General features: G+C 30.1%; 16 protein-coding genes. 10 read left to right on the top strand and 6 right to left on the bottom strand.

The genetic code is table 11. From position 1 onward, the window contains the following. Positions 1 to 99 precede the first annotated feature (99 nt). Positions 100 to 2,052: an ATP-dependent metallopeptidase FtsH/Yme1/Tma family protein gene (locus HMPREF9629_RS00845; protein ID WP_009524411.1), complete on the top strand. Its 1,953-nt coding sequence runs from the start codon at positions 100 to 102 to the stop codon at positions 2,050 to 2,052. A gap of 294 nt (positions 2,053 to 2,346) precedes the next feature. Beyond that, positions 2,347 to 3,795, top strand: coding sequence for a proline--tRNA ligase (gene proS, locus HMPREF9629_RS00840; RefSeq protein WP_009524410.1), 1,449 nt, complete (start codon positions 2,347 to 2,349; stop codon positions 3,793 to 3,795). Positions 3,796 to 3,988: 193 nt separating this feature from the next. On the opposite strand, the gene HMPREF9629_RS00835 is transcribed toward proS, so the two are convergent. From HMPREF9629_RS00835 to HMPREF9629_RS00825, 3 genes are all read right to left on the bottom strand, one after another. Continuing rightward, positions 3,989 to 5,617 (bottom strand): stalk domain-containing protein, encoded by a 1,629-nt coding sequence (locus HMPREF9629_RS00835; RefSeq protein ID WP_009524409.1) that lies wholly within the window; start codon positions 5,615 to 5,617, stop codon positions 3,989 to 3,991. A gap of 16 nt (positions 5,618 to 5,633) precedes the next feature. Beyond that, a complete protein-coding gene (locus HMPREF9629_RS00830; protein WP_009524408.1) occupies positions 5,634 to 6,641 on the bottom strand; it encodes a restriction endonuclease in 1,008 nt (335 codons plus the stop codon). Positions 6,642 to 6,751: 110 nt separating this feature from the next. Continuing rightward, positions 6,752 to 8,014 carry an FxLYD domain-containing protein gene (locus tag HMPREF9629_RS00825; protein WP_009524407.1) on the bottom strand — a complete coding sequence of 421 codons (1,263 nt, stop codon included), beginning with the start codon at positions 8,012 to 8,014 and terminating at the stop codon, positions 6,752 to 6,754. 305 nt (positions 8,015 to 8,319) lie between these two features. Here HMPREF9629_RS00825 and HMPREF9629_RS00820 point away from each other — a divergent pair, with 305 nt between their 5' ends. The 3 genes from HMPREF9629_RS00820 (at position 8,320) to HMPREF9629_RS00810 (ending at position 14,140) form a co-directional block, all read left to right on the top strand. Beyond that, the gene (locus HMPREF9629_RS00820; RefSeq protein ID WP_009524406.1) at positions 8,320 to 8,835 is read left to right on the top strand and encodes a cob(I)yrinic acid a,c-diamide adenosyltransferase; all 516 of its coding nucleotides are present in this window, start codon (positions 8,320 to 8,322) and stop codon (positions 8,833 to 8,835) included. A 10-nt stretch (positions 8,836 to 8,845) separates the two neighbouring features. Further along, on the top strand, positions 8,846 to 9,454 hold the full coding sequence (locus HMPREF9629_RS00815; protein WP_009524405.1) for a histidine phosphatase family protein: 609 nt from the start codon (positions 8,846 to 8,848) through the stop codon (positions 9,452 to 9,454). A gap of 348 nt (positions 9,455 to 9,802) precedes the next feature. After that, the gene (locus HMPREF9629_RS00810; protein WP_009524404.1) at positions 9,803 to 14,140 is read left to right on the top strand and encodes a 2-hydroxyacyl-CoA dehydratase; all 4,338 of its coding nucleotides are present in this window, start codon (positions 9,803 to 9,805) and stop codon (positions 14,138 to 14,140) included. Between the two features lie 69 nt (positions 14,141 to 14,209). Here HMPREF9629_RS00810 and HMPREF9629_RS00805 read toward each other — a convergent pair whose 3' ends face one another. Continuing rightward, a complete protein-coding gene (locus tag HMPREF9629_RS00805; RefSeq protein WP_009524403.1) occupies positions 14,210 to 14,926 on the bottom strand; it encodes a TraX family protein in 717 nt (238 codons plus the stop codon). Positions 14,927 to 15,103: 177 nt separating this feature from the next. Between HMPREF9629_RS00805 and HMPREF9629_RS00800 the strand changes: the two genes are divergently transcribed. Further along, positions 15,104 to 15,775, top strand: coding sequence for a response regulator transcription factor (locus tag HMPREF9629_RS00800; RefSeq protein WP_009524402.1), 672 nt, complete (start codon positions 15,104 to 15,106; stop codon positions 15,773 to 15,775). Positions 15,776 to 15,779: 4 nt separating this feature from the next. Continuing rightward, positions 15,780 to 17,144 carry a sensor histidine kinase gene (locus HMPREF9629_RS00795; protein WP_009524401.1) on the top strand — a complete coding sequence of 455 codons (1,365 nt, stop codon included), beginning with the start codon at positions 15,780 to 15,782 and terminating at the stop codon, positions 17,142 to 17,144. 56 nt (positions 17,145 to 17,200) lie between these two features. On the opposite strand, the gene HMPREF9629_RS00790 is transcribed toward HMPREF9629_RS00795, so the two are convergent. Beyond that, positions 17,201 to 17,863 (bottom strand): GntR family transcriptional regulator, encoded by a 663-nt coding sequence (locus tag HMPREF9629_RS00790; protein WP_009524400.1) that lies wholly within the window; start codon positions 17,861 to 17,863, stop codon positions 17,201 to 17,203. Between the two features lie 597 nt (positions 17,864 to 18,460). Here HMPREF9629_RS00790 and HMPREF9629_RS00785 point away from each other — a divergent pair. From HMPREF9629_RS00785 to HMPREF9629_RS00775, 3 genes are read left to right on the top strand one after another with little or no spacing between them, the layout of a single operon-like run. Continuing rightward, complete coding sequence (locus HMPREF9629_RS00785; RefSeq protein WP_009524399.1) at positions 18,461 to 19,576, top strand: TolC family protein; 1,116 nt, start codon at positions 18,461 to 18,463, stop codon at positions 19,574 to 19,576. 1 nt (position 19,577) lies between these two features. Further along, positions 19,578 to 20,261 (top strand): hypothetical protein, encoded by a 684-nt coding sequence (locus HMPREF9629_RS00780; protein WP_009524398.1) that lies wholly within the window; start codon positions 19,578 to 19,580, stop codon positions 20,259 to 20,261. An 8-nt stretch (positions 20,262 to 20,269) separates the two neighbouring features. Beyond that, positions 20,270 to 20,653, top strand: a complete 384-nt coding sequence (locus HMPREF9629_RS00775; RefSeq protein WP_009524397.1) for a hypothetical protein — start codon at positions 20,270 to 20,272, stop codon at positions 20,651 to 20,653. Between the two features lie 297 nt (positions 20,654 to 20,950). Here the strand turns inward: HMPREF9629_RS00775 and nagB are convergent, their stop codons facing one another. Further along, entirely contained in the window at positions 20,951 to 21,676 is a 726-nt protein-coding gene (nagB, locus tag HMPREF9629_RS00770) for a glucosamine-6-phosphate deaminase (RefSeq protein ID WP_009524396.1), read from the bottom strand.

Raw genomic sequence — 21,676 nt, 5'->3', positions numbered from 1 at the left:
TTTTAAAACGGGGTATCAATATTAAAGTAAAATTGTAATTATTTAAAAATATGTTGTAATTTATTATAACTTAGGTTAATATATTAGTCAGGTGATAAAATGAAAAAAAACAACAATAATGATAACAACTTGAAGAAATATTTCACTAAATCGAGGATATTGACGATAATAGCTGTATTTTTATTCTTGGCGATGTTTTTTAGAGACAATTTGGTCTCTAATAAGCAGGTGAAATCAGATACACAATATATTCCTTATGACAGCTTTATCGGCATGGTCGATAAGGGTGAAGTGGAATATGTATTTATAAACAATGCGTCTCCGTCAACAGTACAATTTTTACCTACACAAGCATATTTAAAAGATAAGAATATACTGCTTACACAGGACGGATACTATAAACTTACTGAAGAGCTTTCTAAAACAAAGGACACTTCTATAGATTCCAAGATTATACCTACAGATGGGAAACTCAGATTTATAACTGAAAATCCCAACTCTGAAAATTTTAAGGAAGACTTGCTGACAAAAGGCATAAGAGTTTTTTCTGTAAAAACTTCAGAAACCCTCAGTTTAATATTTATGTTATTGCTTAATTTTTTGCCTTTTATATTAATACTTGCTTTTATGATGTATTTTCAAAGGCGAATGGAGCCTGCGGACAGTGAGGTTGTAACAGACGTGCCTGATACCAGGTTTCAAAATATAGCAGGATATGAAAATTTGAAAAACGATTCAAAATTCATATTGGATTTTTTAAAAAATCCGCAGTCATATGAAAAAATAGGTGCAAGATTGCCTAACGGTGTACTTTTTTATGGACCTCCGGGGACAGGTAAAACGCTTATGGCAAGAGCAATAGCAGGAGAGGCGAGCGTACCCTTTTATAAAGTGAACGGTTCAGACTTTGTAGAATTATATGTAGGACTTGGGGCAAGGCGTGTTAGAAAATTGTACAAGACAGCCAGAGAAAATGCACCTTGTATAGTTTTTATAGACGAAATAGACTCAATAGGAGGAGCAAGAGGAGCACATAGAGGATCATCGGAAGATGATAAGACATTAACAGCCTTATTAAATGAGCTTGACGGTTTTTCTGCAAAAAATGGGGTTATAACAATAGCGGCTACTAACAGGTTACAGGATTTGGATCCTGCGCTTGTAAGACCGGGAAGATTTGACAGACAAGTAGCAGTACCTCTGCCGAACAAAGAAGAAAGAATACAGATATTAAATTTGTATAAAGAAGGCAAAAAAATTTCACCATCTATAGATATTGATAAGCTCGCATCAAAAACTATAGATTTCAGCCCGTCAGAATTGGAAAACCTGTTAAACGAATCAGCTATAAAAGCGGTTACAAGAGGTAGCGATATAATAGAACAGGAAGATATAGACGATTCATATCTAAAAATAATAATAAAAGGCGATAAAAAAGAAGATAAGCATCAAACTGAAACAGAGAAAAAAATAATCGCTTATCACGAAGCAGGTCATGCGGTAATAGGACATTTGCTCGGAAAACCGATTTTGGAAGTGAGCGTCATAGGAACTACGTCAGGTGCAGGCGGATATACATTATCTCAACCTAAAGAAGGTCTCAGAACAAAATCGGATATGAAAAATGAGATAAAAGAGCTGTACGGCGGAAGAGCGGGTGAAACTATGATAGCGTCAAGCGATGATGAGATAACTGTAGGAGCTGTAAATGATATACAAAGAGCTACAAGGATAATAAACAGCTATATAAAGATATTGGGGCTTAACGGCTCATTAATAAATCTTGAAGAACTCGGCATGAAAAGACCTACAGATGAGATAATAGAGCAGGCTGAACAGATATCAAACGAACTTTTTGAAGAAACTTTAGATATGCTTAAAAAGAATAAAAACAAATTGGATACGTTGGCAAATATGCTTATGGATAAATCACTCGTAGACTCCGATACATTCTTATCAATTATGAACGATACAAAAGAAGAATGGGAAAAAGAAGAAAAAGTTGTAGATTTGATTAAAGCGGATGACAAGTCTGATGAAACTTATATTTAATTTTGAAAAATAAAAACAAATACGATTTTGAATAGTAACTTCGGCAATTTTTATAAATAAAAATTTAATACTGAAATTCAATAGTAATGATAGAAAAATAGTGTTGTATAAATTTAATAAAATATAAAACGGTGATACTTCTTAATATTAATTATCTATTGTTTTATTAGTGATTAATATAATTATATGATTGAATTTGAAATTTAAAAAATTACAGATATGGAAAATCAAAATTAATAAAAAGATGAGCTTAATGCGAGTTGAAGTGTTAAGCTCATTTACTTGGAGGAATATATGTCAAAAAATAAAAAAGAAGAATTTGTAAAAGATATTACAAATATGGAAGATGACTTTGCACAATGGTATACAGATGTGATAAGAAAAACGGATTTAGTGGATTATTCACCGGTAAAAGGGTTTATGGTAATAAAACCATATGGATACGAAATATGGGAAAATATACAGGCATTTTTAGATAGACGATTTAAGGAAACAGGACACAAAAATTGCTATTTCCCTCTACTTATACCTGAAAGTCTGTTAAACAAAGAAAAAGAGCATGTAGAAGGCTTTGCTCCTGAAGTTGCATGGGTTACACATGGAGGTAGTGAAGAGCTTGCAGAAAGATTGTGTGTAAGACCTACATCGGAAACTATAATATGTTCGATGTATTCAAAATGGTTAACTTCATATAGAGAATTACCATATTTGTATAATCAATGGTGCAGTGTTGTACGTTGGGAAAAATCAACAAGACCGTTTTTAAGAACATCAGAATTTTTATGGCAAGAAGGCCATACTTTACATGAAACTTATGAAGAGGCTCAAAAAGAAACTTTGCAAATGCTTGATATATACAGAGAATTGGCAGAGGATGTGTTGGCTATACCTATGATTCTTGGAGAAAAATCGGAAAGCGAAAAATTTGCAGGAGCATATGCGACATATACTATAGAAGCACTTATGCATGATGGGAAAGCTTTGCAATCAGGAACATCTCATAATCTTGGTCAGCATTTTACAAAAGCATTTGATATAACATATCAAAGCAGAGAAAGTAAATTGGAATATCCATTCCATACGTCTTGGGGAGTAAGTACAAGATTGATAGGTGGACTTATAATGGTACATGGAGATAACAGAGGACTTGTATTACCGCCAAGAGTAGCACCTATACAAGTAGTTGTGATACCTATTCAACAACAAAAAGAAGGTGTGCTTGAAGCTACACAAAAAATATCCGACAGTCTTAAAAAATTGGGTATAAGAGTTCTGTTAGACTCAGATAAAAATACAACACCGGGTTGGAAATTTAATGAATATGAGATGAAAGGCGTGCCTTTAAGAATAGAATTAGGACCGAGAGATTTACAAAATAAAATTGTGATGGTATCAAGAAGAGATACCTTAGAAAAATTCCAATTGAGTATAGAGGAATTAGAAACAAAAATACCTGAGTTATTGGACGCTGTGCATAATACGATGTTTGAAAAAGCTCTAAAAAATAGAGAAGAAAAAACTTTCTTAGTAGAAGATTATGAGCAGTTCAAAAAGATGATGTCCGAAAAACAAGGTTTTGCAAAAGCTATGTGGTGCGGTGATGAGAAATGTGAAAAGAGAGTGAAAGAAGAAACTGCCGCAACTATAAGATGTATACCGTTTGAACAGGAAAATCTTGGAGATGTTTGTCCATTCTGTGGCAAGCCTGCAAAACATATGGTGTATATAGCAAAAGCGTATTAATTTTGGAATATATATTAATAATTAGTTTTTTTATGATTATAAATTGAAAATATTCATCACTTTATCGGATTTTTAGTATAAAAAACATATTAAAATATATTTTTTAAATCAGCTTATTAATAGATTATTAATAAGCTGATTTAGTTTTATGTTTATTTATTTTTCTGTCACTTTATTGAATTTTAGCATTAAATTAATAAGTTATTTTGTTATTGTAATCATATCCTTCAATAGCAGGGTCATAATGATATTCCTCGTAATGTATTTTAGCAGGTTCAATAAATTCATAAGGTATAGTTGCATTTTTTTCTTTGTTTCTGGTTATTAAATCAGTTTTTATGGAGTTTTTATCAGGTTCAAGAATCCATTTTTCATAGACATATACATCAGGATAAATCTCATTCGGATCTTCGTATAGAAATTTAGTTACAAAATAGTTTTTACCGTCTGACAAATCTCTCATAACAGCTTGACTTGTATCATTGTTTTTACTGTCCAGTAGCCCCGGTATGCTCCTATGTATTCCTAATGTAGATTGGGCTTGTTTTACAGCATTGTTTTTGATATAATACAATTTTCCTGAATATACTTTGTAATATCTACTGTTCGGAGCACAATACAAATGAAATAATTCAGGTACTCCGTCAAAATTAATATCCACATATGCGAATAACTGTGTATCTGCACCGTAACGATAGTTTTGCTTTGCATTATATTTTTCTGAAACTTTTAATTCCTCTATTTTTTCATCATATAATTCTTGCCAAGTTTTTGATTTCTTTTCAAATGCGGATTTTTTTGATGAAGCCGAGTTTGTCATTTGAGAGGAGGAAGTTTCATTGACAGATGAGTTTTGATCTTCAACAGTATTTTCATAATCATATTCATTATTATAATCATTGTTACCCGGTTCATCTTCTTCCATGTCGAAATCTTCTAAGAATATGGAATAAGATTTGTTATAGTTATCATAACTTGAAGAGAACCTGTAATCAAAAAAGATTATTGCATCTTTACTGTATACATAAGCAATTCCGTTTATTACCGAATACTGTATACCCGCATCTTTCGCTGTGGCACGCGTTACATTATTTTTTACGGAAAGAGTAGCTTTCTTGTTATTACCAGACAGAGTAACGGTTTTGTCGACATTATTATAGCTGCTTTCAAGACCAAGTGCTTCTGCAAACATCTTTGAAGGTATAAGCAACATTCCGAATTCGTCTATAATAGGACCAGCAGTATATTTTTTGATTTCGCCGTACAAATTATAATATTTGCTCCCAACTATGAAATCTGCACTTTCAGGATTGGCTTCGGGTTTTTTGTTGCTGTTATCTTCTTTTTTCTTAGGCTGAACATTGTTTTGTGAATAATTATTTTTCTTAGGCTGAACATTGTTTTGTGAATAATTATTTTTATTAGATTGAACGTTGATTTGTGAATAATTATTTCTTGCCAATCCATTTGAATAATATAAATGCATTGCAAATCCTTCATTGCCGCTTTTTTCAAGCAACGCACTTACTTTATTCATATCTCTGATCATGCCTGAGTGTATCATATCTTCAAGCAGGGAAGTTCTTATATCAAAAATTACATTATCCAAATGATATTCCATTTTGGTTCTTTTTTCTCCGGGTGGTGTAGAGTTTATTTCATTAATAATCTCCTGTATATCAGCTCTTCGCTTACTATCTAAAGTATTTAAAGCGTCCTGAATTTGCTTAGAACTGTAAAATGTAGCGTTACTGTTGCTTATATTTGCAAAAGTTAATAAAATTATAAAAATACAACTAAATAAAAATCTTGATTTTTTCATTGCAGGACAACTCCTTTTATATATTATTTATTTCATCAAAACCGCAATCTATAAACATGCCTGCAAACTCATCCATATCTATAAGGCGTATATTGTTGTCCTGCGCCGCTGTTTTTGCCTTTTGTGAATAAGTGCCGCTTGATATTATCCAAGGTATATAAGTGTATTCATCATTTATCGCTTCTTTTTGTTCTTTGTATTTCATTATTTGATTTATCACGAAATCGTTTGTTTGTGACTTTGTATAACGCACCTGCACATAAAATACCACCTTCAAATCTTCAAAAGTTGCTATTATATCGGCATCATCCCCTTGAGTACAGCTTTCTTTATCCAATATATATACATAGGAAGCACCTTTTTTTGACAGATAGCGTGCAACTAATCTTTCAAATTCATCAGATGAATGTATATTTTTTAAGATTGTGTCTTTTACATCTGCAGATATTTTTTCTGTAATGGAATTTTTAAGCGAAACTATATTTTTGTCATTTATAAGATTATTTACACTTTCACTGACTTGTGTTATGTTGATATTTGTACTTGGAATCGTCATAAATTTTGACAAATTTCCATCTATTAAATTACGTCTTTTACGACATATTTTTTTCACCTTTACAACAAAACCCAAGTCAATATATTTAGCTGTTTGAGTATTGTATAATTTTTCATTTTCAAAAATTATATTTTCATCTAAAATCTTTTCATCAATTATATTCTTTAATGATGAAATCGGCATAGGCGTGCTTTCAACTTCATAAATTCCAAGTTCTTTGTCAAGAAACGGAACAAGTATAATATCACCTATATTAAAATTTTTAAATCTTTTCAGACTGCTCTTTGAACCGCCTTTTTGATTCACTTCTTTCATAAGCAAGTCGAATTCATCATCCGATGAGCCGAGCAATTTGTTAGAGATATCCGTAAATTTGGACCAGCCTATTGATAAATATCCGTTTTGAATGAGTCTGTAAGATATGTCATATTCATGTGAAATCCTATGAAGATAATATTGTTTTTCCATAAAAAAGCCTCCTTATATTTTACATTAATTTTATGGTATAAAATATTAAACGATGACAGTAAATAAAATATAACACTATTATAAATTTCATATATAAATCATCTGTTATTCTATCGGATATTAGTAGCAATTATAATCGGATTGTCAAAATCAAATACTACATCTTCAATACTATTATGAAAATACATATAGTAAGCAATAAAGTAGTTGCTTTCATTTGGTTGGAATTCTCCTATATCACCTATTGCATCGCCTAAACGCATACCTGTTGATTTTGAATAAGCGGGATAACGGATTTTAAATTTTGCATAGTAAGGGGTATTATTTGTATATCTACCGGCAATAATAGCCATAGGAACATTATAATTTATTCGTAAGTCATGGTAAGAAGATAATCCGCTAAGCAATTCTCCCGTATTGTATATGGCATCAGGCAATCTATTGACCGCTTCCAATAAAATGTCATTTTCAGGTATATCGGTAATGTTGTCAGGAACCGGAGTTCTAAATTCAGATATTTCATTAGGTCTGAAATTGTATAAATAACACTCATAATCAGAAGTCGCACCATTATAAGAAGACAGAACGTGTTCTTTGTAAGTCATATGTGTAATGGGTATAGTTTTTCCAGATATATTTTTTATAGTTATGGAATAGGCATACAAGGGTTCAGGTCCTGAATAATCCGAATCAATCATAGTATCCACGATTTCATAATCTTTTCCGTTGATAAGCAAAGTAGTATCGTTTTCAACAGCATTTTCAAAATTAGAAAAGTTTTCAGTACTTGCAGATTTGTCGGTATGTTTATTCTTCTTATTATCTTTTCTGATTATAGGTGTATTTTTATCATAATCATCGGCTATTTTCAAAGTGAAGTTTTTTACCTTTTTTGAATTAATTGTTATGATAGGGTTTTCAAGATCTACGCTTATACCATCAAAACTATTAGCGGCTGAAATATCAAAATTCCACGTATCACCTGCTTTTAGAGGCGTATGTAAAATATCTTCCACTCTGTCCGATAAATCTCCATGCACATCATCACGTATGTCAAATGATATGGTAGGAAGTTTTAAAGCTTTATTTGTATTATTTTTTAATTCTCCTCTGATATTTATATAAGGTTTATTTACACCGAAAACTTTCAGATTTGAAATTTCCACATCAATTGAGTTTTCATCGTCAGAATCCTGATTATCAACAGTTTTGTCAGGTATAGGCTTTTCAGATACATCTCCATATTTACCGGATGAATTTTCTTTTGAGGTGTTTGATGAATAATTTGATGATAAAAAAACTACTACACCTACCAATGATATTATTACTAATATCGCACTGATTGTAATAAGAATTTTATTTGCTTTATTCATATTATCCTCCATATAAAACGTTATTTTAAGTATTTATTACTAATTATATATATATATATATATATTGTCAATAAAATTCAGTGAAAAGTTCATAATATAGTGAAATAGTGAAAAGTTTATAATATATTGTTTTCAAATCAGCTTTATAATTATATGAAATTATGTAATAATATTTAAAAAATTATAAAAATATCATATAATAATTATTAGATTTAATAAAAATAATATTTATAAAATATAATTCTATATATAGGTTGAAAAATTTTTTATAAGTCAACTTGATATAAATAAACCGAGGAGATTTTATGGAAAAGGGATATGTTCAAGTATATACGGGAAATGGTAAGGGCAAGACTACTTGTGCTTTAGGGCTTAGTTTAAGAGCTGTTTGCAGCGATAAAAAAGTTTTTTTCGGTCAGTTTTTAAAAGGAATGGATTACAGTGAATTGAAAGCACCTAATATATTGCCTAATTTTACTCTCAAACAGTACGGTACAGACAGGTTTATAGGGAAAAATCCGAGCAAAGAAGATTATGAAATGGCAAGGGAAGCGCTTGAAGATGCAAAAAAAAATATGCTTTCAAATAATTATGATATAATAGTGTTGGATGAAATTAATGTCGCCTGTTATATGGGGCTTATAAGTGTTGACGATATCATAAATCTTATAAGGATAAAGCCTGATAATGTAGAATTGGTGCTTACAGGCAGATATGCAGATGAAAAAATAATAGAGATTGCAGATTTGGTTACAAATATGGACGAGATAAAGCACTATTATAAAAAAGGCGTACAGGCGAGGGTTGGAATAGAAAAGTAAAAGGTGATTTATGAAAATATATATTACAAGACATGGCAGGACTGTATGGAATGAAGAAGGAAAACTGCAAGGCTCACTTGATTCTCCACTCACACAAGAAGGTATACAAATGGCAAAGGATTTGTCAAAGAGGATATTGCCATATAATATAGAACTTATTGTAACTTCAGACTTGAAAAGAGCAAAAGATACTTCAGATTATATAAGAGGAAATATGGATATTCCTATATGGTATTTTGAGGAATTAAGGGAAATGTCATATGGTGTATGGGACGGTATGAAAATGGAAGAAGTTTACGAAAAATACGCAAATGAATTTGAAAAATTCAAAAAAGACCCATATAATTATAATAACGGCAGTGGAGAAACGTATCATCAGTTGATAGATAGAGTTAAGATGTCGCTTGAAAAAATAAAAAATTGTGGATACGAAAACGTACTTATAGTTTCACACGGAATAACTGTTAAAGCGCTCAGAATAATACTTGAAAATCAGCCGTTTGAAAATATAGGTAAACTTCCGGTTATAACAGGTTGTACGCTTATAGGCTACGAAATTTCAGGAGATAAAGTAAATAAAATAATGCAAGAAGAAGTATATGATGACATTCCTATGTAAGTTAAAAGATACTTGTTTTTAAAGTAAAAAATGTGTAAATTGTATATTAAGGAAGTTTTAAAATATATTAATTTGGTATAAATAGACAAAATATTTATGCAAATATTTAATAATTATGATTTATAGTATATATTTTTAAAAAATCTATATTATCTTAAAATAAATGACAGCATTAAATATAAAGTTGAAGCTTATTGAATTTATTATAGTCTATTTTAATAAAAATTATTTGCACAAATTGTTTGTTGATTGTAAGTGTGTATTATTTTACATATAAAGTTTATGACTTTTATAGTTTGAGGCAATATAAGATATATTGATATCTTTGATTTTGCCTGTGGAGGAAATATGTTGGACGTAATAAACATAGGAATAGACATAGGTTCTACGACTGTGAAATTGGTTGTGCTTGATGATAATAACGAGATTTTATATTCAAGGTATGAACGACACCATGCAAATATTAATGAAACATTGAAAATGCTTGTTACAGAGGCGTATTCCAAGTTTGAAAATGTAAAAGTGACTGTAAGTATAACCGGTTCAGGCGGAATGAGTCTTGCTCAGGCATTGAGAGTAAGTTTTGTTCAAGAGGTTATTGCTTCTACAAAAGCAGTAAAAACTTTTGATCCGGATACTGATGTAGCTATAGAATTAGGTGGAGAAGACGCAAAAATCACATATTTCTATGACAGTGTTGAACAAAAGATGAACGGAACTTGTGCAGGAGGTACAGGCTCTTTTATAGATCAGATGGCATCACTTTTACAAACAGATGCAACAGGACTTAATGAACTTGCTAAAAATTATACAACCATATATCCGATAGCTGCAAGATGTGGAGTTTTTGCAAAGACAGATGTGCAGCCTCTTTTAAACGAAGGTGTTAAAAAAGAAGATATAGCAGCATCTATATTTCAAGCAGTTGTAATTCAAACTATAAGCGGCCTTGCTTGCGGTATGCCTATAAGAGGAAAGGTGGCATTTTTAGGAGGTCCTCTATATTATTTGTCAGAACTTAGAAAAAGATTTATAGAAACTTTGAAATTGAGCGATGAAAATATAATATTCCCTGCTAATTCTCAGCTTTATGTCGCAATAGGAGCTGCACTTTTATCAAAAGAAACATCTGTAATCAGATTTTATGACCTTGTTCAAGCATTTGATAATATGAAGTTAAATGCACTTATAGAAAGTGACAGATTAAAGCCGCTTTTTAAAGATGAAGAAGAGTATGAAGAATTTAAGCAAAGACACTCTAAAGAAAATGTTAAGAGAAAAGATTTATCTGCTTACAGCGGAAATTGCTATCTTGGAATAGATGCCGGCTCTACAACTACAAAAGTTGCTCTTATAGATGATGAAGGTGCGTTGCTTTGGACATATTATGGAAGCAATAACGGTTCACCGCTAAAATCTACCATAAATGCTCTTAGAGAAATGTACAAACTTATTCCGAAGTCTGCTAACATAGTTTATTCAACTGTTACAGGCTATGGAGAAGGTCTTTTGCAAAAGGCACTTAAAGTAGATTTTGGAGAAATAGAAACTGTTGCACACTACAAGGCAGCAGATTTCTTCTTAAACGGAGTAGATTTCATACTTGACATAGGTGGTCAAGATATGAAATGTTTGAAAATAAAAAATAATACAATAGATTCTATAGCACTGAATGAGGCGTGTTCATCAGGTTGTGGTTCGTTTTTGGATACATTTGCAAAATCTCTCAATATATCAATACAAGATTTTGTGAAAGAGTCGATAAAAGCAAAAAATCCGGTAGATTTAGGCTCAAGATGTACAGTTTTTATGAATTCGAGGGTAAAACAATCTCAAAAAGAAGGTGCAAGTGTAGGAGATATAAGTGCAGGTTTATGTTATTCAGTAATAAAAAATGCTCTTTATAAAGTAATTAAGATAAAAAATAAAGAAGATTTAGGAACAAAAATTGTCGTGCAGGGCGGTACATTTTATAATGACGCAGTGCTAAGAGCGTTTGAACTGTTATCCGAAACAGAGGTTATAAGACCTGATATAGCAGGTATTATGGGGGCATTCGGTTGTGCCATAATTGCACGCTCAAGATATGAACAAGGGTATCAGACAAAGTTATTACAAGCTGAAGAACTCGATAATTTTGAAATGCAAACTGAAATATCAAGATGTGCAAAATGTTCAAATCATTGTCTGCTCACTATAAATCAATTTGCAGACAAAGAAGTGTTTATATCAGGAAACAGATGCGAAAAGGGTCTTGGAGAAACATACAAGAAAAATAATTTACCTAATATATTTGATTATAAATATAAGAGGTTATTTTCATATAAATCTCTAAAAAAAGATGAGGCTGTAAGAGGTAAAATAGGTATCCCGAGAGTGCTCAATATATATGAAAATTATCCTTTATGGCATACATTTTTTACTACCTTAGGGTTTGAAGTAGTGTTATCAGACAGGTCAAGTATGAAGATATATGAAAAAGGAATAGAAACTATACCGTCAGAATCGGCTTGTTTCCCTGCGAAATTAACTCACGGTCATATGATGAACCTTGTTGAAAAAGGGATAGAAAAAATATTTTATCCAAGTGTAGTATATGAAGTAAAGGAAGATAAAGTAGACGCTACAAACAATTATAACTGTCCGATAGTAATATCATATCCTGAAGTTTTAAAGAACAATATGGATATTTTAAGAGAAAAAAATATTACGGTATTTAATCCGTTTTTGGCATTGGATCAAAAGAAAGCGGTTATAAATCAATTATATACTATGCTTAAAAAAGACTATGATATTGCGAAAAATGAAGTGGAAAAAGCTTATGAGAAAGCCTTGGCAGAGTATGATGATTTCAAGAAAGATATAATGCAAAAAGGCGAAGAGACTTTAAAATATGTTGAAGAGACAGGTACGAAGGCAATAGTCTTATCAGGAAGACCATATCACTTGGATCCTCATATAAATCACGGAATACCGGAAGTAATAACATCACTTGGAATGTGCGTTCTTACAGAAGACAGTATAGCACATCTTTCAACAGATGAGAAAAAATTGAGAGTAGTCAATCAATGGACATACCATTCAAGACTTTACAGAGCTACAGATGTCGTTTCAAAGAGGAAAGATTTGGAGCTTGTACAGCTTAATTCCTTCGGATGCGGATTGGATGCGGTAACTACTGATCAGGTTGCTGAAATGCTTGCATACAACAACAAGATATACACTTGTTTGAAAATAGATGAAGTAAGTAACTTGGGTGCAGTAAAAATAAGACTTCGCTCTTTGAAGGCAAGTATGATAGAAAGAGATAAAAATTGCATATTGCCGGAAAAAATAGGTGAAAACAAAGAAAGAATAGTATTTACAAAAGATATGAGAAAAACTCATACCATACTTTGTCCGGAAATGTCGCCAATTCACTTTGATTTGTTAGAGTCAGCATTTAATTATTCCGGATATAAGCTTGTGCTTTTAAGAGATGATACAGGTGCTATAGATGAAGGGCTTAAATATGTAAACAATGACGCTTGCTATCCGGCTATAATAGTAATAGGTCAGCTTATAAAAGCGTTAAAATCAGGCAAATATGATTTGAATACCACATCAGTGCTTATGTCGCAGACAGGTGGAGGTTGTAGGGCAACAAACTATATAGCATTTTTGAGAAAAGCCTTGAAAGATTCGGGTTTTGAAAACACACCTGTAATATCAATAAATCCTAAAGGTTTTGAAAAAAATCCCGGATTTAAATTGAATTTAAATACATTGGACAGAGCATTACAGGCGCTTATATATGGTGATTTGCTGATGCAACTGTTATATGCTTCAAGACCGTATGAAAAAACTGTAGGCTCTGCTAATGATTTGTACAAGGAAATATCAAATACATTTAAATCAGACCTAAAAGAACATAATAAGAAAAAATTTATAAAAAATATATATAATGCAGTAAATGAATTTGATCAATTGGAAAGATATGATATTAAAAAGCCTAAAGTAGGTATAGTGGGAGAGATACTTGTAAAATTCCATCCTACAGCTAACAACTCTGTTGTAAAAGTAGTAGAAGACGAAGGTGCAGAGGCGGTTGTACCGTCACTGCTTGACTTCATACTATATACATTGTATAACTCCAATTTTTCAAAAGAACATTTGGGAAGAAGTAAAAAAGGTAATTTTATAAGTAATTTGGTATTAGGCTATATTGAAAATTATAGAAAATATTTAAGATATGCGCTTGAAAAATCAAGATATTTTGAAAAACCGTCAACTATAAATGAAATAGCGGATGGAGCATCTACTGTTATGTCGCTTGGGCATCAAACAGGAGAAGGTTGGTTTTTAACAGGAGAGATGATAGAGCTTATCAACAGTGGAGTAAAAAATATAATCTGCGTTCAGCCGTTCGCGTGTTTACCTAATCACGTTACAGGCAAAGGAATGGCAAAAGAGCTTAAAAGATTGTATAAAGGTACTAATATAGCACCTATAGATTATGATCCCGGAGCATCGGAAGTAAATCAGCTTAATAGGATAAAACTTATGATGTCAAGAGCATTCGAGAATTTTAAAGAAGAAAACGGACAAATAGCTGAACTGAAAGGACTTATAGAGCAAAAAGATGATTTACTTGTATTGCTTAAAAACAAAGTAATACCTGAAAAACAACATAAATTAAAAGTATAGAACAATAGTAAAACGGACTGTTGCAAATTATGAAAATAACAGCAACAGTCCGTTTTTATTCGGATATATTTACTTTACCATAATATAATTAATGTAATTTATTATCCATAAATGCACAGGATAGAATATATAGAAGAAATATTTTGAAAAGGCGTTGTTAAGCCCTTGCTTTCTGTTATATATCTTCAGTAGAGGTATTATAGATATGAATAAAAATTCGCAGCGCTTTAACATAAATATAATCGGATTTTTTGATTGTAAAGCAAAATTAAGAGTAAGTGCAAATAAAACGGCTGAAAATATCAAATATGCTATATTTCTCTTCTTCTCATCATCGTGATATATATAAGAAAAATACATAAATAATAATATTATAAAGCCGCCTTCAAAGAAATCCGATATATAAAACATTGCAAAGCAACAGATAAATCTTATAAAAAAATTCTTTTTGACCTTGCTCAATATGAACAGCATTGTTAAACCTATTGCGTATGTCATAATTATACTGTTTCTTATGACTATGTTATATGGAGCATACAAAGCGTTGAAAAAGTGGTTGCCTATAAGCATAAATATTGCGAATCCGTATAGCCTCAAAAGGTATTTTTTTAGATTTTTTGTATATAAAAATCCGTCTACAACCAAATACGCAAAACCGACAGCAACACATCTTGAAAGTATTTTAAATAAAATATTCAAATTGTCGGATACAAAAAAATCTATATGGTCAAGTACCATTAAAAAAGCAAGCAATAATTTAAATTGAAATCTGTTGAGTTGCAGCATATAAATCTCCTTGTTTAAGGCAAATAATTTATAAGGATATTTTTTATAAGCGGTAATTGTTTTTAATAAGATACCGATATAAAACCATAATTTACTAAAAAAACTTGCCAATATGTGATATAATAAAAATTATAACAATATTAAAAGATTATTTCAAATAAATTTTTGGAGGAAATTATGATAGTATATATAGTGGAAGATGATGAAGATATAAGACAAATCGAAGAATATGCTCTTAAAAATAGCGGCTTTGATACATACGGCTTTGAAAATTCAATATCATTTTATGAAAAAATGGAGATTAAACTTCCTGATATAATAATTCTTGATATTATGCTACCTACAGAGAACGGATTTGAAATACTTGAATATTTAAAAAGCAAAGAGAGATATCAGGATATACCTGTGATAATGATAACAGCAAAAGATATGGAGATGGATAAGGTGAAATGCCTTGATTTGGGTGCAGATGATTATATAGTAAAACCGTTCGGTCTCATGGAATTTATATCAAGAGTAAAAGTGGTTTTAAGGCGTGCAAGAAAAGATATGGAATTTGACGAGGTAAGATATGAGAATGTGGTTATTGAACCTAAGAGCCACAATGTTTTGGTAGATGGCGAGAAGATAGTTTTGACAAATAAAGAATATGAACTTTTAAAATATTTGATGGTCAATAAAAATATAGTTTTAACGAGACAAAAATTGATGAACAATGTGTGGGGGTTTGATTTTGAAGGGGAGACAAGGACAGTAGATGCTCATATAAAATCTTTGAGACAAAAATTAGGCATTGCAAACAATATAATAAAGACGGTAAGGAATGTGGGATATAAAATAGGTGAGTAAGATTATGAGAAAAAAGTTGTTTGTGTTGATGGCTACACTATCGCTTTTGGGAGTCACAATAACAAGCGTTGTAATATATTTTATAATGCAGATGAATATAGGCTTGTTTATGAAAAAGAGCGGTATATTACTTGAACAGGTACATTATATAAATAAATATGTCAATGAATCGCAAAATGAAATAATGTTATTTGTAATTATATTTATAGCAGTATCATTTTTTCTGATAAATATGGTAACAAATCATATAATAAAAGATATAAATGAAAACTATAAATCCCAAGAGTATATAAGAATCTTGGAAGGAGATATAAAAAACCAGAAAAATGAAATAATATCTTTGCAGGACTTGATGATGGAAGAAGCGTACAAGACGAGATATATATTTAACAAAATACACGAAGGGCTAATACTTTTGGACAATGAAAAAAGGATAATACACATAAATGAAAGTGCTAAAAATCTTCTCAATATAGACAAATATTATGATTTTACAGGGAAACATATGTTATTTGCAGTAAAAAGTGTAGAGCTGAACAATCAACTTGAAAATGTACTTGATGAGCCGAAAATGCCTACAACTATGAAAATAAACGGAAGATATTTAAAATCTTATGTAAATGCTATGGTCGAAAACGGAAAACTTCAAGGAATTTTTTGTGTAATAGTTGACGATACGATTATGTATGAAAACGAGTTTGCAAGGCGTACATTTACAACTAATGTAACTCACGAGCTGAAAACACCGCTTACATCTATAGCAGGATATGCGGAAATTATGAAAAATATGGATGTTACAAAAGAAGATATAAAAGTGTTTTCAGACAATATAATAAAAAATACAAACAAGATGATAAATATGATAAATGATATAATAAAATTATCTTCCTTAGTAGATATTAACAATATAGAAAAGAAAAAAGTAAGCCTTGATACAGTTATAAAAAAATGTATAAAAAATCTTGAAATACAAGCTAAATTAAAAAATATAGATATATGTTCCGATATACAGGAAGATGTGTCTGTATATGCCAATGAGAGCCTTATGTATGATATGGTCAACAATATAATAAGCAATGCCATAAAATATAATGTACAAGACGGAAAAGTGACGATTTATTGCAATAGTGAGGGAAATAAAGTCATATTCAAAGTAAAAGATACAGGAATAGGAATTTCGGAGAAATATAAGGAAAAAGTGTTTGAAAGATTTTTTACAGTAGATAAAAGTCGCTCTAAAAATCTCGGGGGTTCAGGCTTAGGGCTTTCCATAGTCAAGCATATAGCAAAAGTGCATAATGCCCATATAGTACTTAACAGCAAAGAAAATGAAGGAACAGAGTTGACAGTGGAGTTTAATCTCATATAAATAGAGTGCATCTTAAAAATTTAATTTTTGTTTTTCAGATGCACTCTATTAGAATATTACAAGTCTTTAGTATTTTTTTTAAACATTTCTTTAAAGAGACTTTCCGCTCTTTTGTAGTGATATTCATTTAATTTTACACATTTATCCACATCATTTTCTAAAAAAGCCTGTATCATATCCTCATGAGTTTTTATGCTGCCTTTTTGCATGTCTACAACTTCTTTTTCATAATAACATCTGAGCAATATTTCGTGTAAAACATTATATTGCTTATACAATTTTTTCAATCTTGAATTGTTTGAAAAATCTATAAATGTTTTATGAAATTCATAATCATATTTAAAATATTCAACGCTACCCATATTATCTTTTTGGAGGGCAACATATTTTTTTAATGTCTTAACAACTTCTTTTATATCTGATTTTTGCATTGAAAGTTGGACGCCTGTACTTGTTATTCCCATAAGTATTTCATTAACTTCCAGATAAAAATTCGCATCAAATCCTACCACTAAAGCTCCGGTATTATCTATGCTTTCTATTAAACCATCTGAAAAAAGTCTGTTTATAGCATCACGAATTGGAGAAGAGCTGACATTAAATCTTTCTTGTAAAGTTCTATTCACTATTTTAGAGCCAAAAGGAATATCTTGATTTATAATCTGCATTTTCAGCTCATCATATATCTGATCGCTGAGTGACCTTTTGATAATAGCCATAACATACTCCTTAAAAAATCAATTTTATATGACATTAGGTTGCAAATATTATGTTTTGTGTTTATGTAGAAAGTTAATAGGCATATTTTTATTAAATTTATGCACTAATTAAAAAATTATCATATATTATAAAATAAATAAAAAAATCATAAAATAACGTTATTACAAGCAAAACTTATATATAAGATTTTATAAATACCGCTATTTTATAATAAAAAAGACTATAATATTATAACATCATTTATATATTTACACAATAGTTTAATGTTATTATCAGATTAAACACAGATATTTTTAATATATCTTAAAATAGTTTAATTTAATGTCAAAATTCAGCAAAACTATATAAAAATAGAATTGTATAAATATTGTATAAATTGGGTAAAATATAAGACTAATTATAGACTTATCATATAAACTAACTGTTATTCCATTGGAAATTAGTTAAACGGTAATAAATTTTAAAACTTAATAAAGTATTAAATTTTATTTAACAATTTATGTAATGTGTTAAAAATAAAAATAATTGTGATATAATTACAAATATAAAAGTGATTATAGAAAATTAATAGAATAAATAATTAAGGAGATGATATTTTGAAATCAAGATTAACAGCCATAGTTTTAAGTATAGCTATGTTAATACCGTCATTGTCATATGCACAAAATAAGTTGACATATGAAGACGCTTTTAAAAAGGCTGTACAAAATAACTTACAATTAGAAAAGGTACAAAAGAATTTAGATAAAGTAGATGAAACTTTAACGACAGGTACGAATAAAGACGGACAAATGCAAAATTTCAATAAAAGCGGGCAATCGTCAGGTCAAGATATGGAAAATGTTATTACATCTATAAATTCATCTTTACAATATCAAAATCTCATAGATGATGAAAAAGCATTGAAGATGAGTTATGACGCTCAAAGAGATGCGATAGGCGTGGGGCTTAAAAATATATTTTTGAAGATAGAATATCTTGAAAAAAATGAGAATCTTATACAAGAAAAGATTGCGAATATGAGAAAGAATATATCCATAAATACGATTAAATACAAATACGGTATGATTAGTAAATTAGATTTTGAAAATTCTCAATTAGAGCTTGATAAATTAAAAAACTCTCAAAAAGAAAACACTCTTCAATTAGAATCCGCATATAAAGACTTATCAAATATAGTGGGTAGCAAAGTGGATCAAAAAGTGGAATATATAAAGATAGAATATAAAACTCTATCATCGCTTGGAATATCAAAAGAATCAGCAATAGGTACAGCTATATCACAAGCACCCGCCATATTTAGACAAAATGCGAACATAAGAGCATTAGAAGAGCGTATTAAATACGATTTACTCGACAAATCACAAACTTCACTTCCACGAGAAGAAACATCAACAAGTGTAGGAATACAAGATGTAAATCTGAGAATAAACAAGCAGTCAATAGAAAATGCGGTAATTGAAACAGCAAATTCAATAGAGAATTTAGAACTTAATATAAAAAATATCGATGATCAGATAGAAAATTTACAAAGACAATCAAAAAATATGGCTCAGTTGGTAAAATTAGGTATGAAAACAAACATAGAGTTGGAAAATCTAAATTTGAAAATAGAGGATTTACAAATGCAACGAAGAAGCTTATTAAATAACCATGATATATCATTAGAAAGATATACGAAACCATATCTTTTGAGCTTAACAGGTGAATAATATGAAGAAAAAAATAATAGCATTGTTGCTTATAAGTATGCTCGGCATATCAAATTCATATGCTAATGAAGTTAGCTATACGTTCGATGAAGCAAGACAGATAGGAATATCAAATTCAAAAGAGATAAAATTCCAAGATGAAATAATAGATTCTCTAAAAAATAAAAACTATATACAGAAAAAGGATTATTTACAGAATAATCCGGATTATGAATATAACGGAATGGCAAAAACAGAAGTATATAATAATACTTATAAGACATATGATTATGAAAAGATATTAAAAAACAACATACAGACAAAAAAAGAAATGATAATAGCTAATGAAAAAAAGACGCTTACGCTTTTTACGAACATAATAAATTATCAAAACGAAATAAAAAATAAACAAATGCAGATAGATAACCAAATTCAATCGCTAAATCATGCACAAGTAAAGCTCAAGACAGGTATGATAACGCAAGTTGATTATGACAGTGAAAAAAATGCACTTGACGCTTTACAGACAGAATTAAAAAATCTTAATTTTAAATTGGATTTGGAAGAAAAAAGATTTAAACAACATCTGAATATAGACCTTAAAGATAAAGTGAATCTAAAACTTACGCAACCCGAATTAAATCAGTTATTACCGCAAGATGCTCTTGAAATAACGGAAAAAATAAAAAGACATTTGAGGATATAAAAAAAGAATTGGACGATTTGAATAAAGATATGAAGTGGATAGAACAAGTCAATTATGGTGAAAATTACAAAAAATATAAAGATGAACAGCAAAAGCTTATAGACGAAAAAGAAAAAGATATTAAAGAATTGAAGAAAAATACTTTATACAATTATGACAAGATATATTACAACATACTGATAAAAGCAAATGAATTGAGCTTGGAAAAATTGAACAAAATGCAGCTTGATATAAAGAAAAAACAAATGACGGCTTTATACAATCAGGGAGTTGATAAAAGATTATCGGTAGACGAGATAGATACGCAAATACAGTCAAATTTACTGTCACAGATAAAAAAACAACTTGAAATAAGATGGATGCTGTTGGACTATAATACAAGTACAATCTGATGATTTGATTAAAAATTAAAATACCATATATACAAAATAGATTATGTATTTGTATATATGGTATTTTTGTTTAGTTAATTATACTTGTTTATTATTGCCTAATTAGACAACTATATAAAATAAATTTGAGAAATTGCAATATGTTTAATTTTACTCAGCTAATAAGTTTTTAAAAACAGAAATATCCATTATTCTATTGATTTTTAGTATTAGATGTAAGCAATCTAATTAATCAATCACATTCAAATGAAATTTTTATATTTTAAGATTATGTGGGATCTTAAATATGGTTTAGTGCTATATAATAAATTTTCCTGCTTCATCATCTACATATACTGAAACGTCAGGGTGAAGTCTCAGTATTGATGCCGGCATTTTAGGAGTTATCTCTCCATATACCGAATCGTATATGGCTTGCGCTTTTTCTTTTCCTGATGCTATGAGTATGATTTTTTTGGCTTTCATTATGGATGCTATACCCATAGTTATTGCTTTGGTAGGCATTTGCATGTCTGAGAAATATTTTGAATTGGAGTCTATCGTACTTTGAGTAAGTTTGACTATATGTGTTTTTGCAGATATTTTATCTGAAGGTTCATTGAAACCTATATGTCCGTTAGTACCTATACCTAATATTTGAAGATCTATGCCTCCTGCTGAATCTATAGCTTTTTCATAGTTTTCACATTCTTTTTCAAGGTCATCTGCCAAGCCGTTTTCAATATTACATTTATTAATATCTATGTCTATATGAGAAAATAAATTATCTTTCATAAAATATGCATAGGAATTTGGGTGAGTTTTTTCGATGCCTACATATTCATCAAGATTAAACGCTGTCACTTGCTTAAAAGTTACGAGGCCTTCTTTGTAGTATTGTATAAGATATTTGTATATCTCCATGGGAGATGAACCTGTTGCAAACCCCAATACACTGTCTTTTTTTATAAGAACCTGCCTGCATATTTCGAGTGATGCTTTTTTTGATGAACCAAAATGTGTTGCACTTCTTATTATTTTCAC

This window comes from Peptoanaerobacter stomatis, assembly GCF_000238115.1.
GTDB classification, from domain to species: Bacteria; Bacillota; Clostridia; order Peptostreptococcales; family Filifactoraceae; genus Peptoanaerobacter; species Peptoanaerobacter stomatis.
The sequence above is the reverse complement of the archived record's forward strand: the minus strand, read 5'-3'. Positions and strand labels throughout refer to the sequence as shown.